The 16,028-nt window shown below is 62.3% G+C and carries 14 protein-coding genes; 4 read left to right on the top strand and 10 right to left on the bottom strand.

Annotated features, from left to right (window positions below):
* The first annotated feature begins 154 nt into the window (after nt 1-154).
* From ACRCYW_RS16415 to ACRCYW_RS16425, 3 genes are all read left to right on the top strand, one after another.
* Entirely contained in the window at nt 155-841 is a 687-nt protein-coding gene (locus tag ACRCYW_RS16415) for an outer membrane protein (RefSeq protein WP_438551111.1), read from the top strand.
* Nucleotides 842-1,106: 265 nt separating this feature from the next.
* Nucleotides 1,107-1,397, top strand: coding sequence for a hypothetical protein (locus ACRCYW_RS16420; RefSeq protein WP_438551112.1), 291 nt, complete (start codon nt 1,107-1,109; stop codon nt 1,395-1,397).
* A 127-nt stretch (nt 1,398-1,524) separates the two neighbouring features.
* Nucleotides 1,525-1,824 carry a hypothetical protein gene (locus ACRCYW_RS16425; protein ID WP_438551113.1) on the top strand — a complete coding sequence of 100 codons (300 nt, stop codon included), beginning with the start codon at nt 1,525-1,527 and terminating at the stop codon, nt 1,822-1,824.
* 144 nt (nt 1,825-1,968) lie between these two features.
* Here ACRCYW_RS16425 and ACRCYW_RS16430 read toward each other — a convergent pair whose 3' ends face one another.
* On the bottom strand, nt 1,969-3,591 hold the full coding sequence (locus ACRCYW_RS16430) for an acyl-CoA synthetase (RefSeq protein ID WP_438551114.1): 1,623 nt from the start codon (nt 3,589-3,591) through the stop codon (nt 1,969-1,971).
* Nucleotides 3,592-3,927: 336 nt separating this feature from the next.
* On the opposite strand from ACRCYW_RS16430, the gene ACRCYW_RS16435 reads away from it, so the two are divergent.
* Nucleotides 3,928-4,467, top strand: a complete 540-nt coding sequence (locus ACRCYW_RS16435) for a glycine zipper 2TM domain-containing protein (RefSeq protein WP_438551115.1) — start codon at nt 3,928-3,930, stop codon at nt 4,465-4,467.
* An 82-nt stretch (nt 4,468-4,549) separates the two neighbouring features.
* Here ACRCYW_RS16435 and ACRCYW_RS16440 read toward each other — a convergent pair whose 3' ends face one another.
* The 9 genes from ACRCYW_RS16440 to ACRCYW_RS16480 form a co-directional block, all read right to left on the bottom strand.
* On the bottom strand, nt 4,550-4,933 hold the full coding sequence (locus tag ACRCYW_RS16440) for an AEC family transporter (RefSeq protein ID WP_438551310.1): 384 nt from the start codon (nt 4,931-4,933) through the stop codon (nt 4,550-4,552).
* A gap of 109 nt (nt 4,934-5,042) precedes the next feature.
* Nucleotides 5,043-5,279, bottom strand: coding sequence for a hypothetical protein (locus ACRCYW_RS16445; RefSeq protein WP_438551116.1), 237 nt, complete (start codon nt 5,277-5,279; stop codon nt 5,043-5,045).
* Nucleotides 5,280-7,187, bottom strand: a complete 1,908-nt coding sequence (locus ACRCYW_RS16450; RefSeq protein ID WP_438551117.1) for a hypothetical protein — start codon at nt 7,185-7,187, stop codon at nt 5,280-5,282.
* Nucleotides 7,187-7,738, bottom strand: a complete 552-nt coding sequence (locus tag ACRCYW_RS16455) for a hypothetical protein (RefSeq protein WP_438551118.1) — start codon at nt 7,736-7,738, stop codon at nt 7,187-7,189. Before ACRCYW_RS16455 ends, ACRCYW_RS16450 begins: the two co-directional genes overlap by 1 nt.
* A 10-nt stretch (nt 7,739-7,748) precedes the next feature.
* Nucleotides 7,749-8,804 (bottom strand): hypothetical protein, encoded by a 1,056-nt coding sequence (locus ACRCYW_RS16460; RefSeq protein ID WP_438551119.1) that lies wholly within the window; start codon nt 8,802-8,804, stop codon nt 7,749-7,751.
* Nucleotides 8,805-9,065 (bottom strand): hypothetical protein, encoded by a 261-nt coding sequence (locus ACRCYW_RS16465; protein ID WP_438551120.1) that lies wholly within the window; start codon nt 9,063-9,065, stop codon nt 8,805-8,807.
* Between the two features lie 25 nt (nt 9,066-9,090).
* Complete coding sequence (locus tag ACRCYW_RS16470) at nt 9,091-12,552, bottom strand: hypothetical protein (RefSeq protein WP_438551121.1); 3,462 nt, start codon at nt 12,550-12,552, stop codon at nt 9,091-9,093.
* Between the two features lie 3 nt (nt 12,553-12,555).
* The gene (locus tag ACRCYW_RS16475) at nt 12,556-12,921 is read right to left on the bottom strand and encodes a hypothetical protein (RefSeq protein WP_438551122.1); all 366 of its coding nucleotides are present in this window, start codon (nt 12,919-12,921) and stop codon (nt 12,556-12,558) included.
* Nucleotides 12,918-15,740: a tape measure protein gene (locus ACRCYW_RS16480; RefSeq protein WP_438551123.1), complete on the bottom strand. Its 2,823-nt coding sequence runs from the start codon at nt 15,738-15,740 to the stop codon at nt 12,918-12,920. The genes ACRCYW_RS16475 and ACRCYW_RS16480 overlap by 4 nt, the downstream gene beginning before the upstream one ends.
* Between the last annotated feature and the right edge of the window lie 288 nt (nt 15,741-16,028).

The raw sequence follows: 16,028 nt of genomic DNA on the forward strand, positions 1-16,028 counted from the left end.
AGTTGTTATGCATATAAAATACTCAGCACAGATCACTTAAGAAAATCCCGTATTTTAATTTTCATGCAAGCACTTATTTACCCTACATATTGACACTATAAAAATCACATTCAATATTTTGCTATTTTATTTAAAATGAAAGGACGTCTGAAAAATGAAAACATCTTTTATTGCTGCATCACTCTTGGTTCTCTCTGGCAATGCACTCGCATCAACGGAAAGCTGGGAAGGATTTTATGTTGGTGGGAATCTTGGGTATGGTGCTGGTAACATCAAGGATCAACGCAACCCTGATGCGGCTGAGCAGTCCATGGATGGCATGACAGGTGGCATCCAGGCCGGCCATAATTGGCAATTTGAAAACAATATTGTGTTAGGTGTAGAGGCCGGATTGTCTTTCAATGACATCAACGAATCCTGGCATGATCAAGAGAACAACCAGTTCAGCCCGTATTATGGAAAAGACGGAATAAAGCAATCCGGCTCATTTAACATCAAGATTGGATATGCTATCGACAATTTCTTGCCATACGTGACCACCGGCATCACGGTCGCAAAAATGGAGCACTCACTAGGATGCGACAAATCCTCCGTGCCCACCACAACCGGTTGCAGTGCAAACTTTAGCACCAGCACCTCCGACATTGGCGCTGGAGCTAACATAGGTGCCGGTGTCATGTATAAATTTAATAAGAATTTCTCAGGGGGTATCGAGTATCTCTACACCGACTTGGGAACCAGCTCCGTTAGTCTGAACGACCCAAACTACCCATCAGCCAGCGAACGCAATATGGACACCAGCTTCAGTACCATAACAGCAAAACTTAATTATCACTTCTAACTTAAGATTTGTTAGCTAATGAGTGGCACGATAGCGGATTTTTGCCACTATCGTGCTTTTATCATTTCTTGTTTGCGTGAACCCGATTTCATTTTTATTTGATAAGGCTTATTGCCTAATTCAACGATCTGTACGCAACTCCATCAGCCACCACATGGGTACATCGATGGCAAGGGATGATGAGGCAAGCCCCCGTTCAGGGAGTCGTCTCCCGCTGGATGGGCCGCGATAATGACCCATATTCCATTATTTTTTGCAGAGCCGTATGAGCAAGTTTCAGGTGTTTGCCACCCCGGATTCCCCCGCCGCCTTCACTCTGCTCGACATGGGGGCGGGCAACTTCCTGGTGGAGAAGGCTGCCTTGCTCGATCAGGGCTTCGAGGTCATAGGTGAGCCCATACTGGCACCGGATGCCGGCGCTGCGGCCCACGCCCATCAACTCAACCTCGCCGATCCCAGCCGCCCCTATGGGGGGCCCGGCACCATAGGCCTCTTCAGGACCATATTGCTTCACGCCCCCAGGCTGTTTGGCAAGGAAAAGCCACCCCGCAGTTGAATGAAGCGAGTCTGACTGAAGCTGGCCTGAACAAGGGGGTCTTTTGACGCCGCAGATGGGGGCTGCCCAGATAGAAATCTCCCCTCGATAATGGTGCCATCCCGTCCCCCTCAGCCTAAGAGGCCCTATGAGCAAATATCAGTTCTTCCGTCAGGAACAGGATCCCGCCAGCGTCACCTTCCTGCTGATGTCCTCCCCCTCCTTCTTGTCCGAGAAGGAGCAACTGCTCGAGCAGGGTTTCGAAGTGGTGGGGGATTATATCGACGCGGCAGACGATGAAGAGGCCATCGCCAAGTTCAGAAGCGGCATGATTGAACCCCTATCCGAGTACACCAAAGCCACGGAAGAAGGGGGGCTCTATTACTTTCTCACCGGAATTGCCGAGTCCATCGGCAAGCGCCTAAAGGGGGAAAAGGCTCCACGCTGACTCGTTTTGCATTGCGTCGTGCCTTGGCATCTTTGGCTAGCAGACGCGTCTTACGGATAATCAGAGGCTGGTGGCCCGCGAATCTCATCATTCCAATAAAAAAAAACGGGCCTTGGCCCGTTTTTTTATTTCCTGCATTTCTCGTCACACCAGCTGCTGGCGCAGCATAAACTTTTGCACCTTGCCGGTGGAGGTCTTGGGCAGCGGGGTGAAGATGATACGCTTGGGGGCCTTGAAGTGTGCCATCTGCTCACGGCAGAACGCGATCAGCTCCCCCTGGCTGAGCTCCCTGCCCTCTTTGAGTTTGACGAAGGCGCAGGGCACCTCCCCCCACTTCTCGTCCGGCATGGCGATCACCGCCGCCTCGTCCACGTCCGGGTGGCGATAGAGCACGTCTTCCACCTCCAGGCTGGAGATATTCTCCCCGCCGGAGATGATGATGTCCTTGGATCTGTCCTTGATCTCCACGTAGCCGTCCGGGTGCCAGACCGCGAGATCCCCGCTCCTGAACCACCCGTCCGCCATCGCCTCCTCGCTGGCGGACGGGTTCTTGAGATAGCCCCGCATCACCACGTTGCCGCGCAGGAAGATCTCCCCCATGGTCTTGCCATCCTTGGGGACGGGCTCGCCGCTGACGGGGTTCGCCACCCGCATCTCCCCCTGCAGGGGTGAAGTCACCCCCTGGCGCGCCTTAAGGCGAGAAAGGGTCGTGGCATCCAGCCCTTCCCAACTCTGCTGAGGCTCGCACACCACGCAGGGGCCATAGGTCTCGGTCAGGCCGTAGACATGGGTGACGGCGATCCCCATGGCCTCCATGCCGGCGATCACCGTGGCCGGTGGCGCCGCCCCGGCGGTCATCGCCTTGATGGGGTGAGTGAGCCCCACCTTGAGGGCCGGATCCGCGTTGTTGAGCATGTTGAGGACGATGGGCGCGCCGCAGAAGTGGCTGACCCTGTGTTCGTGCATGGCCTCGAAGATGGGTTTGGCCTGCACGTGGCGCAGGCAGACGCTCACCCCGGCGGTGGCCGCCAGGGTCCAGGGGAAGCACCAGCCGTTGCAGTGGAACATGGGCAGGGTCCACAGGTAGACGGGGTGCTTGGGCAGCTCCCAGGAGAGCACGTTGTTGATGGCATTGAGGTGAGCGCCGCGGTGGTGATAGACCACCCCCTTGGGGTTGCCCGTGGTGCCGGAGGTGTAATTGAGCGATATCGCCTGCCACTCGTCCCTCGGCAGCCAATGTGGCTCACTCTCGTCCCCCGAGGCGATAAAGGCCTCGTAGTCGAGCTCCCCGATCAGTTCCCCCTCCCCATAGAGGGGATCGTCGATGGCGATGACCAGCGGCTGGCGCTCGATCAGGGCCAGCGCCTTACGAACCAGGGCGCCAAACTCCCGGTCCACCAGCACCACCTTGCTCTGGGCATGCTGGAAGATGAAGGCAATGGACTCGGCATCCAGGCGGGTATTGATGGTGTTGAGCACGGCGCCGCTCATGGGCACCCCGAAGTGCGCCTCGAACATGGCGGGCACATTGGGGGCGACGATGGAGACCGTATCCCCCTCGCCGATACCACGCTGGCGCAGGGCCGAGGCGAGGCGGCGACAGCGCACCTCGGTCTGGGCCCAGTTCTGCCGCAATGGGCCGTGGATCACGGCTGGATAGTCGGGATAGACCCGGGCCGCCCTGGCCAGGAAACTCAAGGGGGTGAGCGCCTCGAAATTGGCGCCATTCTTGTCAAGTCCTGTCTCATAGATGTTCTGGCTCGTCATCGGATCCTTCCTCATGGGGTGCAAAGCGGCAAAGGCGGCCGGCCCGTGGCCGGGAGAGCGCCCTGGCATCATGCCGGCGGCGACCCTCTGGTAGTGGACAAAAGGGTATCAAGGGGACAAGGACGCAGGTATTAGCAAAACGTAGTAGGCCAGCCCCTTCGCTCGCCCCCGAACCAGACTTTGTCGCCAAACACAGACGCCTTTTTATATCGCTCGTTTTTTGCGCAGTCAGCCCTTGTCGCAAACAGGGGCCCCCTTGCTTGAGCGATGAGGACAAAATGACAAGAATGTCCGCAAGCCCCAAGGCGGGCAATCACAGTAGACAGGAGTAAAGAGATGAACAAATCCATGTTGGCAGGTGTCGGGATCGGTATTGCCTCTGCGCTGGCATTGTCGGCGGCGGCCAGCGGGTCCCTCTTCACATCCGAACCCCAGTTTGCCGAGGTGCTGGCCAGCAAGCCGGTGACCGAGACCATCAAGACCCCGCGCCAGGAGTGCCGCAACGTCACCGTCACTCACCGCAAACCGGTGCAGGATGAACACAAGATCCTGGGTACCGTGGTCGGTGCCGCCCTGGGTGGCGTCGTCGGTCACCAGTTTGGTGGCGGCAGCGGCAAGAAGGTCGCCACCGCGGCAGGCGCCGTGGCCGGTGGCTACGCGGGCAACCAGGTACAGGGCAACATGCAGGCCGGTGATACCTACACCACCACAGAGCAGCGCTGCAAGACGGTGCAGGACAGCAGCACCCGCACCCTGGGCTATGACGTGACCTATCGCCTCGCCGGCCAGGAAGGGGTGGTCAGAATGGAACAAAAACCCGGCACCACCATTCCGGTGAAGGATGGCAAGCTGGTACTGAGCAACGTGCAGGGTTGATACTCCGTTAGGAGCGCCCGGCCATGAAAAAGGCCCACCATCACGGTGGGCCTTTTCCATTTCTGCTTGCCGAAAATAGGAGTCAACCGCCCAGGTGCAGCGCCAGCCAGACCGCCAGCGGGATCACCAGCACGGAGAGCGCATTGCCGCCGAGCACTATGCTGGCCACCTTCTCAGGCTGGCACTGGTATTGCTCGCAGAGCATGTAATTCAGCACCGCCGGGGGCAGTGCCACCGACAGGGTCAGCAGCGGTATCCACGCCGGATCCAGCGGCAACAGCCAGACCACCAGGGCCAGCGACAATCCCCCCGCCAGCAGATAGAGCAGGTTGCACTTGAGCGCCAACCCCAGATGCTCCAGCTCTCCTTCCATCAACCGGATGCCGAGGGCAAACAGCATGAGGGGCACCGCCAGCTGACCGAGCAGGGAGGCGCTGGTCACCACATGTAGCCCGCCGCGAAAAATGAAAAACCTTACTGGGTAAAACGAAAAACAGCACGCTTGCCGCTTTTATCAAACTCCACGCATCCGATTCACCCAGTTTGATAAACCCCTGCCGGGGTTAAATGGGCTCCTATACCTCCACCCTAGCAAAGGGCAGGTCGGGGAGCTGCGTCACGATGTTGCCATTCTCGGTCAACACCCAGCGTCCAACTGGGATGCCGGTGCCATTGACCTTGAGGCGCGCCCCGCCGACCTGCTCAATCAGGCTGGTGCCGCGCAAGGTGTCCACGCTCAGCACCCTCCCCCTCACCCGCACCATGCCAGGCAGCATGGCCTCAAACTTCTTCCATGGGTTGTTGCTCGCCATCTATGCCTCCATGTCCAGGTGCACTTCGAGGGTCACGTTCTGCCACACCGAGCTTATCCCGGACGGTACCAGCGCATTGCTGATGCACAGGGCCCGGGTGTGCATCCCATCGGCGCGCAGCACCTTCACCAGCTGGCCCGGCACCACCAACCCCGGCGCCTGCCCCGGCCGCATCAGCGGCAGGCGCAGGGTAATCAACTCCTGCTCCCCCGAGTCGGCAATCAAGTTTCGCCCACGCTCGGCATTGACCGGGTGCGCCTGGGCCAGCACATCGCTGATATCCTCCCCACTCTCGCTGCCCGCCGTCCCGGTGCGCACCACCTCGGTCACCACACCATGGGTGGTACCGGCAATCAGCACCCGCTCAAGGCGCGGTGTCGAAGCTGATTCGCTCGATTCCTCGGGGATCATCGCCTCGGGGATGAGATGCGAGAAAGCTGAATCCGGCGCGCTGGCCCAGTTCCACGGACTCACCAGGTAGCGTGGCTGCACCGTCACCACATCCTCACTCAGGTGAGGCACCAGCACGGCACCTGCGGCCTTGGCAAGCCGAGCCAACAGCGCCTTGGGGGCCATGCGCTCGGCCAGGGAACCGGGAGCCAGCGACCACTCCGGGGTCTGCACCCACTCGCCGTGGGCGGGCCTCTCCAGCGTGAACCCAAGGGGGGTCAGCACCTGCTCGGCCAACTGCCAGGCACCTATCTCGTCGGGCAGTGCCACTTCGACCAGCGCCGCCCAGGGGCTGTCGAGGAACTGGCTGCGAGAACGGGCCGTGAAGGGATAGACCTCGCTCCCCAGGGTGCGGTTGACCCGGTAGCCCTGCACCGCAAACAGCCAGGTCCACCCGTTGATGGTCAACTCGATGTGGCGCGGGCCGGTGGCCGTTGGCCTCACGTAGGGCAGATTGGTCCGCCCCCTGAGCTCACCGGTCAGCTCCCACACAAAAGAGTCGATATCCAGCTTTAAACTGGGGTTAAACAGGGCGAGCGGCACGCGCTCGCTGCCTGAAACGGCAACACTGCTGATCTCGTTCATGATGATGTAGGGCGCCGGTTGAGGGTGGATAGGAGGGTCGCGATCGCCGATCTCGCCGTGAGAGTCATCACCATGGTTCAGCCCCCAGTGGGGATCGAGCGGTTTGCGGCCCCGACCCCACGGCATGGCATCGGTCTGGTCCGCCTCGCGGGCATAGCCGGTGGGCAGGGCACAACCACTGTCGCGAGGTGCCATCGGCCGCTCCGGTTGCGGCGGTGCCAATGACAGCCGCAGGCTCAGGGCTGGGTAAGGCGCGGAGCCAACCACCAAGGCGAAGTTCAGCTGGTCGCGGGACGGTTGGCGGGTCAGCAAGGGAGGTTGCCCATCCCAGCGCAGCTCCCAGGGACGATGGGTCAGATCGGTGATATGCCAATGGGTCAACATGGCCCGATCACAAGCCGGCGGCAGTTGCCACGCGGTGGTCAGTGCACGATCCCAACGCCGGGCGGCCTGCTGCCAGGTACCGGCGACAGGCCGCTGATCGCAGGGTTGGCTCATCGTGAGGCCATGCCACTGGGGCAGATTGAGAGGGATGGCTTGCAACCAGCCTCCCCCTTGCCCCCGATCCCGTGCCGTTGCCTGGGACAAGGGCTGGATGAGCTGTGCATCCAGCGGCCACCCCTGACCGAATGATAGCTGGCTGCGCTGGTCGGCAAGGGCCAGGGTACCGGTGGCCAACCCAAGCGGGCTGTCTGTCGCTCGCCCCATCCCCTGCCAGCCGCTGGCTACCAGAGACTGAAGCGCCGGGGCCTGCGGGGGGCGCAGGGCACCGCCCAAGTAAAAGTGGATGGCATGGGGGGCCAAGGGCAAGGTGGGGCGACGGGGCGCCTTGAGGGCAAGCGAAATGGCCGTGGCAACGGGTGGCAGGTACATCAGCTCACCTCCACCTCGGGCACAAGCGGCCCGTGCGCCACCACGGGCAGGTATTGCCGGGCACGGCACACCGCGCTGCCGACCAACACCGCCGCATCCTCCGCCAGCGGCCAGACCGGCTCCTGGCTCGCCGCCGTGCCCGGTTGCTCGCACTGATAGACGAAACCATTCCACACGGTCGGGCTGAGCACCTCCCCGACCTGGTAGATGCGCCCGACCTGCCAAGGCTCTCCGAACAGGGAGAGGCCCACCACGATCACCTTGCCCTGATAGGCTTGCCACTGGGCCGCGAAGGCGCCATCTCCCCCGCTCGTCACCTCGGCCAGCACCCGATAGCGCCCCTCGATAGGCTCAGCACTGAGCACCAGCACCTCCCGCGCCTGGCCGAGGTCACGCACGGTCACCACCCCGGCCACGCGGCCCGTGATGATCCGCTCCAGCCAATCCGGCACATCGAAGGCAAGTTGATCCCACGCCGGCACGCCATAGGCTGCCACCGCATCGAAGTTCACGGCCAGGCCTGGTACGGTCAGCTGGTAAGGGGTCGCCATCACAGGCTCCTTACACCGGCAGGCCGGTGATGAGGTTGCACAGCACCGGTTTGACGGGGCCATGCAACTGGGGTTGGTAAACGGGGTCCGGCGTGAAGATGGCCGCCCCAACAGTCAGGGCGGCCGTGGTGGACCAGGGTTCAGCGGGTAAGCTTGCGCCGCTGTTGCCCGCCTTGGTGCAGAGATAGCGAAACCCGTTGGGGGTCAGCGGGTGAATGATATCCCCCAGCACATACGCCTTGCTGACGACCAGCAACTGGCCGTAAGGCTCGTAGGTCGCCACCATGACGACATCGGTGTAATAGCCGCATTTCAGGCTGAAACTGCCGTCTGCGGCGGCCATCCCATCGTTGATGCGAGCGAAGTCCGCCAGGCTCAGGGCGCGCACGAAGCGGGCTTTGGCAATACCGCCCACCTTGACCACCCCTTTGACCAGATAGCCCTGCACCAGACTGGCGACATTTTGCTTGAGCAGTCGCGGCGCACTGGCCCCATCGATGGCCCACAGGCTGAGCGCAAAGTTAGGGTATCGGGTGGGGTTGAAGGGGTCGGCTACCGAGCGCAGATCGGTGAAACCAGACGGGCTGGGGTTGGCAGATGGCGGCAAGGTGGCGCTGTCGGTCACGGCCCAGCCAGAAGACAAGAGATATTTCCAACCGACACCGCTCATAATGCAGCGCGTAAACCGCATGGGCCCGTAATAACACGCCAGCGTCCCACCACTGAACACCACATCTTCGAAGGTAATGTAATCACTCCCCTGCAGGCCGAAGGTGTTCAACCAGTTGACCGCCACCAGGGTCAGCTTCTTGAAGGTGGCAGCCTGGTTATTGCCTTGAAAATGCCGAAGTCCAGTTAGGGTATAGCCATTGCCGTTCAGGGTCGCGACAGTCTTCTCACTCTGGTTGAACGTGCTGGCACTCAGATCCAGGTCCACCACCAGTTCGGCAAACACCCCGCTGCGAAAGATATCCACGCTGAAAAACTGGATGGCGGCCGCCAGGTTGTGAATGACGTAAGGGTCACCGACCGACCCCGTTCCTTTCAAGTAATCGCTGACTGCCATCTATGCCTCCACCGGCCCCAGCACCATGGGGGCCAATTGCCGTCCTGTGGTATCCCAACACAGCACCATCACCGGGCCGGAATAGTCGCATTCAAGTTGCCACTGCCCGGCCAGGTCGGTGCGGGTATGGGCGATCACCCAGCGTCCCAGCCTGGGTGGCGTGGTCCCCGGGATCATCCCGGCAAGGCGTGGCATAGCCAGCACCACGGCATCTGCCACCGAGGTGCCCTGGTCATTCACCGAGCCAGACAGTGTCTGCATGACACCTCCCTATCTAAACTTCGCCTCAATCTGCATCACCGCGCTGAGTGACCTCAAAGCGGTCGTCCGGGTGGGTGGCCCGGCCGACGCTGACGCAGCGCAGCAGCCAGACCGGCGCCAGGGCCGACTTGGTATCGAAGCGCACCACATTGCCCGTGGCCCACCCGCTCGACAGCCCCGCCGCCTCCAGCACGAAATAAGGGGTACCGGTGTTGGGGTTGAGCGGAGCCAGGTCTGTGCTGAGGTTGCCCGAGCCGATGAGGCCCCGCGTCTGGGAGAGCAGGCTGTAGGTGGTGGTGCTGGTAAACACCAGCGCCCACTTCTCATCCACCGCCCCCCGGTCGGTCACTTGCAGCGGGTGATCCGCCCAGTTGTAGTTGGCACTGATGGCGCCTCCCACCGGGATGGCGCTCCAGTTCGGGCTGGCCGTGTTCCAGCTCTGCTGGACGAAGTTGCTGCCCCAGCTCGCGAAACGGTCACCAAACTGTAGGCAGGAGCTCACCATGGTCTCCCCGGCCGGGTAGTCATGTACCAGCGGGATAGCCAGAGTCAGTTCGCCGGAGATCTGCACATCCTGCACCAGGCTCATGTGCTCGATGCGATTGACCAGGGTCAGAGGAGTGGTGACGACCACCCCGGCCTCGTCCACCAGGTTGTAAGGCGCCTTGAGGGTAAGCAGGCCACTGTCCCGATCCTCGCTGTATTGCGACGGGGCGAGGCGCTTGCCGTTGGCGCCCTGCAGATAGAGATCCACCACGTAGTCGCGCCCGGCATCGAGCACGGCCCCGGCCGCCGGGGCCCCGACTGCCTGCTGGGCGGTGTGGGAGAGCACCACCACATCGCCATCCTGATAGATGGGCACCTTGCCATCGGCTGGCAGGCGCACCGGATCCAACCCGATACGGGCGGCATCCAGCGGCAGCGCGGTCAGCAGCACGGTGTGATAGCGCACCGAGCTCGCCATCACCGCCTTGCCAAACTGCACCTTGCAGACCCCGGTATTGGTGTTGACTGAACCGCTTACCCCGCTGCCTATCAGCTCCCCCTGGGCATCGGCACTGGCGTTGATCAGCGTGCCATCATAGGCCACCGCCACCAATTGGAAGTTGGCCTGCTTGAGTGGGCTGCCCGGGGTACGAAAAGTCATCCGCTCGGCAAAGGCGGTGGTGATCACGCGGGCCCCGGCCAGGATGTTGAGGCTGCCCACAAAGCCGGCGATATCCGAAAGGATGACCCGGCCGGCCATCAGATCCACCCGCCCTACCCGGCTGCCGGCACCGGTGCGGGGATCCAGGTTCTTCCAGAGGATGCCGTCACGCTCGATGTAGTGGTTGCCGTTGTCGGTGAACCAGAGCGCGCCGGTCACCAGGTTGGACAGCCCCAGCAGAAAATCGATCTCCGGTGCATTCGCCGCCTGGTTAACGGGCACGGTGCCAACACCGGGAGCTAATGCCTGCCAGTTGCCGGGGCCAACCCGCTCCTCGGTCAGGTTGACGGTGGTATAGCCCCGCTCCGTCACGTAGTACTGGTAGCTGTATGCCTGCGACCAGCTGAAACTGAATGCCCCGCTGCTGTAGTTGACCGTACCCACAACGACCCCATCGCGCTTGAGGTTGCCTGCCCCGTCGTCCCGGATCACCACATTCAGGGTCGCCCAGGTACCATCCCCTTCAGCATGATATCGGCCGGCGTGGTTGAAGCGGCGTACCGGGTAGCCGAGCAGCAGCGAGCCCGGCTTGAAAGCCTGGCCGACCGTGCCGCTGGCGCCGGTACCGGTGGCGGTGGGGATCACCAGCTCGCCCAGCAGGCGGTTGTCCTCGGTGTAGCTCAGCTGATAGAGGCCGTTGCTCGGCATCACCTGCGGGACAAACTCGATCAGACCATCTACGGCACGCACCGTACCGCTACCGTGGCCAGTCAGGATACCGGCCGCGTCGGACTGCAGGCTGTACTGAGCCGTCCCATTGACCCAGCCGATAGACAGCGAACCGGGCAGCACCGCATCCGGCAGTTCGAGGCGCTGGTTCTTCTGCACCGTCCTGGCACCGCCCAGCAACTCGACCGCCAGGGACTGGGCGGGCTGGTACTGGACGATGATCTCACTCTCCACATCCGGCAACACGGCGCAGGTAATAGCCAGCGTACCGGTGACAAAGTTGACGGTACCCGCCCCCTGCCCGCTCAGCTGGCCGGAGCCCTGGTCTTCAAGCAACTGCCACTTCGACAGGGCACGGTAATGCACCCGCACCGACCCAGGCAGCGGTGGGGCGGCCGAGAAGTCGAAGGTCCAGTTGAAGGTGCGGTTGGCGGCGGTCACCTCGCGAGCCTCGCTCATCACCGAGCCCAGCAGCCGCACCGCCGGGGTATAGGTTGCGCTGGCGGTGCCGGTGTAAACCCCGGCGTTGCGCCAGACGTCTATCTGGCCGGTCTCGAAGTTGACGGTCAGCTTGCTGAAGTTGTTGTTGCCGCTTTGGAACTTCAACTCCCCGCTGCCATTGTCCTTGAAGATGCCGCCATCGAGACTGAGCGTCAGCGAACCACGCAACGGTACTCTCTCCAGGTAGCTGCGCGACTGGCTGCCCGTCACCAGGGCGAACGGCTGGCTGCGGGTGATGGAAGGGCCTGCTGGCTGCATCAGCGCCAATTCCACGGCGGCGAAGCGATCTGTCAGCAGGCTCTCGCTGTAGGCGCTCGGCACAATGGGCTTGTAGACCGAGGCGACCCGCACCTGGATATCGCCTGGGACGGCGCTGCGTGCCAGGGCTGAGACGCCGTAATAGCGGGCCGCATCCGCTACCGTGGTGGTCAGGATATCGGCGGCCTTGGCGCCCCCTGTCATCAAGACCCCGGTGGGATACGGGGTACCGCCGTAGAAGGTGAAATCCAAGCGGGCGCTGAGCTTGATGGTGCAGACCCGGCGCACCAGGGTCTTGAACTCTCCGCCATGTTCGTAAGTGAAGGTCTGCTCGTGCGCCTCGTACTCGGCGATCTTCACGTACTGCTCGTAGGCGGCCTGGCTCTCCTTGTCTATCCCTCGCAGCAGCAAGGTGCCGCCCAGCTCGGGTTCGGTCGCCGACAGCTCCTGAAACGCCAGGATCATGCGCTGCCCCTTGAACTGATCCCCCAGCAGGTACATACGAGCGCTGTAGCCCGGCACCAGGTAACTCTCGATCTCGTTCTTCACCTGGAGACGGGTATCGGTGGCGCTGCCGGCGAAGGCGATCATGTTGACGTGCTGATCGGCGGCATCCTTGCTGACCATGAAATGAGAGCCTGTATAGGCCTCCTGCGTATCGACCGCCACCCCGCAGAACAGCTTGCGTATATTGACCCGGCCCTGCGTGCGATCGAGGCGGGAGGTATCCGGGAACAGGTTGTTGACCTGCCCATCGATCACCATCTTGCCCGTCGGCAGCCCGCCGCCACTGTCTTCGTCCGTCAGCCTGGCCGACTCATAGATGACGATATCTTTTGCTGTGATGGGCATACTTTAAACCTCTGTTAAACGCAGGGTGAGGGTGTATCCCAGCTCGGGGAAATCGGCCGGGTTTGCGACGTCATAATCGGGAATGGCCTGGATGGGCCCGTCGGCATGCCGCCAGATAACCCGCAGCTCACGCCCGAACAGCATGAGCGTCATCGGTGCCGGCTCGCGCAGCAGCAGATAGAGGCCGGCCAGCCCGGTTTGCCGGATACGGCCGGTCAGGGTGACGGGGCGGCCGCCGACCTTCAAACCGTGCTGGGCAACCAGCTCACCGGTCACGGCGTAATCCAGGCTCTGGAGCATTGGAGTCCACCCCCATTCATCGCCCCACACCAGCTCCTCATCCAGCGCGACCCCGTTGATGCTGTTCATGTCTGCCCCTCCTGGTAGCGCTTCAATACATCCAGCAGCCCCACCACCTGGGACGGCGCCACATCGATCCGAGTCGAGCGCTCCCCCAACTGGATCACGATGGGTTGGAGGGATTGAGCCGCCGGCCCGCTGGGGTCGACCCGCGCCGGGCTCTGCACCGGGGTGACTGGCTCGGCGCGGGCCACCTCCCTGGTCTGGGCCTTGCTGAGCTCCGCCTTGAGCTGAGCCCGCATAGCTTCCATCTCCTTCTGGAACTTCTCGCCGTAATACTTGCTCCACTCGCTGTAGGCGGGAATGGCCTTGACCTTCTGGCTGTAGCGGGCCAGCTCCTCCTCCACCCCTGCCAAGGTGTTGGCCAGCGCATCGGCATTGCCGCGCAGGCCATTGATATCCACGCTCTTGTAGAAGAAGCCACCCACCGTCTCGGTGCGGGTGCTGCCACGGCCACCTGCGCCACTGCCTCCGGCTGAGGCCACGGCGGCCCCGGTCTGGTCGGCCTGGTCTTTGACGCCCTGCAGCCCGGAACGCATGGCATCGGTCGCGCTCCTGGCCTTGGCCGCAGCCGCATCGAAGCCATCACCGATGGCAGCCACCGCTTTCTTGGCCTCCCCGCTTTGCCCCTTCACCTTGCTCGTTGCGTCGGCGGCAATGGCCATGGAGCGGGCCAGCGCCTCACCGGTGATCTTGCCCTGGGCAGCCAGTTGCTTCTGGCGATCGATCACCGCGTCGATCTCGGCCTTGGTCTTGGCGCTGTTGTAGGCGCTGGCCAGCGCCTCCTCGATGGCGGCTGCACTTGCGCCGGTGTGCTGCACCAGCACATCCAGGGCGCCGAGGGTCTTCTGAAAGCCAGCACCGATGCGGCCATTGGCGCGCTCGAAGTCGAGCCCCAGCTCATCGAAGGCCTTGGCGAGCGCGGCGGGTCCCTCGGCCGCCGTCTTCTTGGCCACGGCATTGATTTCGCCTAAGTAGTCGCGGGTCTGCTTGACCTCACTGCCAAGTTCCTTGACGGCGGCCGCCCCCTGACGCCAGCTGCCGGTGGCCTCGTCGTAATGCACCTTGCCATCTGCCACGGCGCGGTCCAGATCCGCCACGCTGGTGATGGCGATGCCAAGTTCAGCCGAGAGCGCAGCCAGCTGGCCATTGAGCTGGGCCTGAGTTTGCGAGCGTAGGGCCTGAGATTCCCGCAGGGCAAGCTCAGCCTGCATCCACGCCTTGAGGGCCGCGCTCATGCGGATTATCTGGCTCACCGCCTCCACCGTCACGGCGGCCAACAGCCCCTGCATGGCCAGCCCCAGCGCCCGCACACCAATCGAAGCCGCCGCCGCTGCGGTACCCGCCGTGGTCATGCCACCCGCCGCCGTGGCAGTCGCAGCTGGCAGGGCGATAAACTGCCCATAGAGGCCACGCAGATCCGCTATCCAGCCCGCAATCTTCAAACCCATCCAGGCTTGGGCCATGATGGCCAACTCGGCACGCCACTGGACAGCAGTCTGGATAAAGGACTTGAGTGTTTCACCGAGCGACACGATGCCATCAGAGAGACGCTTGGCCCACGCCTGCAGGCGGCCATCCTTGGCCATCAGGTCGAACTCGGCGTTGAGCTGGGCCAGCTGCCGCTTGAGCCAGTCCAGGGCACCCGATTCGCTCACCATGCGGTAGAACTTGGCCAGGTTGTCCTGGGCGTTGGAAATCAGCCCGGACAGCAGGCCCATGTTGTTGGCGGCCGCGCCTCCCGATTGGGCCGCGATCTCGTTCATCAGCCCCTGGATGGTGTCGCGGCCGAGCTTGCCGGCTTCCGAGAGCTTCTGCAGCTCGGCGGTGTTCTTGCCGGTGACCTGCTCCAGCAGTTGCCAGACCGGTACCCCGCGCTCGATCAACTGCAGGATCTCCTCTCCCTGCAGCTTCTGCTTGGCCCAGGCCTGACCGACTGCCAGGGAGATGCCCTGCACCTCCTCGAAGCCACCGCCGAGCTTGTAGGCCTGATCGACGATGCCCTGCATGGCACCGCTCATGGGGTCGATGCCAAAGGCCTTGAGGCGCACGAAGACCTGGGTCACTTCGTCGAGCTGCAGCGGGGTGTTCTTGGCGAAGTCCTGGATCCAGGCGCTGGCTTGCTTACCCCCTTCGATGGAGCCCATCACCGCCTTGAGCTGCACGCTGAGGCGCTCGGCCTGATCGCCGGTCTGGAACATGGCCATCAGTTGGGTGGTCAGGGTCTGGATACCGAACCAGGTACCAGCCAGCGCCACCAGGCGGCCGGTCAAGCTCCCGATGGCGCCCTGGAAACCGTTGGAGTGCTGGCCACCTTGCTGCAGGGAACGGCCCAGACGCTCGGTCTGGGCCGCGCTCTCACGCAATTCCCGCTGCAGCCTGGCTTGCTCCTGGGCAAGGTTGCGGCTATCGACCCCGGCCTGGGTGAGGCCGGCGTGCAGGCGACTATGGCTGGCGGATTGCGCGACCAGCTGACGCTCCAGCTGCTTGACCTCGGAGGCCAGCAAGCGCTCCTGGTCGGTGAGCTGGCGGGCGCTACCTGCCGCCCCCTGCTGCTCGCGGCGCAGTTCGGTCAGGCGACTGCGGGAAAGCGCTGTGGCTTGCTCCAGCTGGCTGAGGGCGCGACCGCTGGCCTCGAACTGGGTAATGAGGTCACGCTGTTGGCTTAGCTCTTCCAAAGTGCTGGCGAGGCGCGCCGTCTCGGCGGCAGTCTCGTCAGAAACGGGGCCCAACTCCTGCACCTGCCCCGCCAGCGCAGCCAGATCCTCGCGGCCGGTGACCTTGGCCGCCAGCTCTAGCGCGAGTTTCAGAGTGGAAGAGGTGGGCATGGAGCATTCCTGAGCAAGTAGGAGATGCCCCATAGTAAAGGGATGGGAAAATGCACGGATTTATGGTGAATTACTGAGATATATCACAGGAAGACCACTAACGTTCGGTTACGCTTCGCTAATTGAGCCAATGGATCTAAGTGCTTTCATATAGGTCAGCAGGTGGCATTTTGCTTGTATGATGAGGAGTGTTGAGTTGTTTTATATCTTAGTCTTCGTACTAGTGCTGGCTTTATGGTGGTCCCGTAGACATAAAAGCAGAAAGAGCAAGTTTAGTAATGCCAGAAA

The sequence above is a fragment of the Aeromonas sp. genome, assembly GCF_051657805.1.
Lineage (GTDB): Bacteria > Pseudomonadota > Gammaproteobacteria > Enterobacterales > Aeromonadaceae > Aeromonas.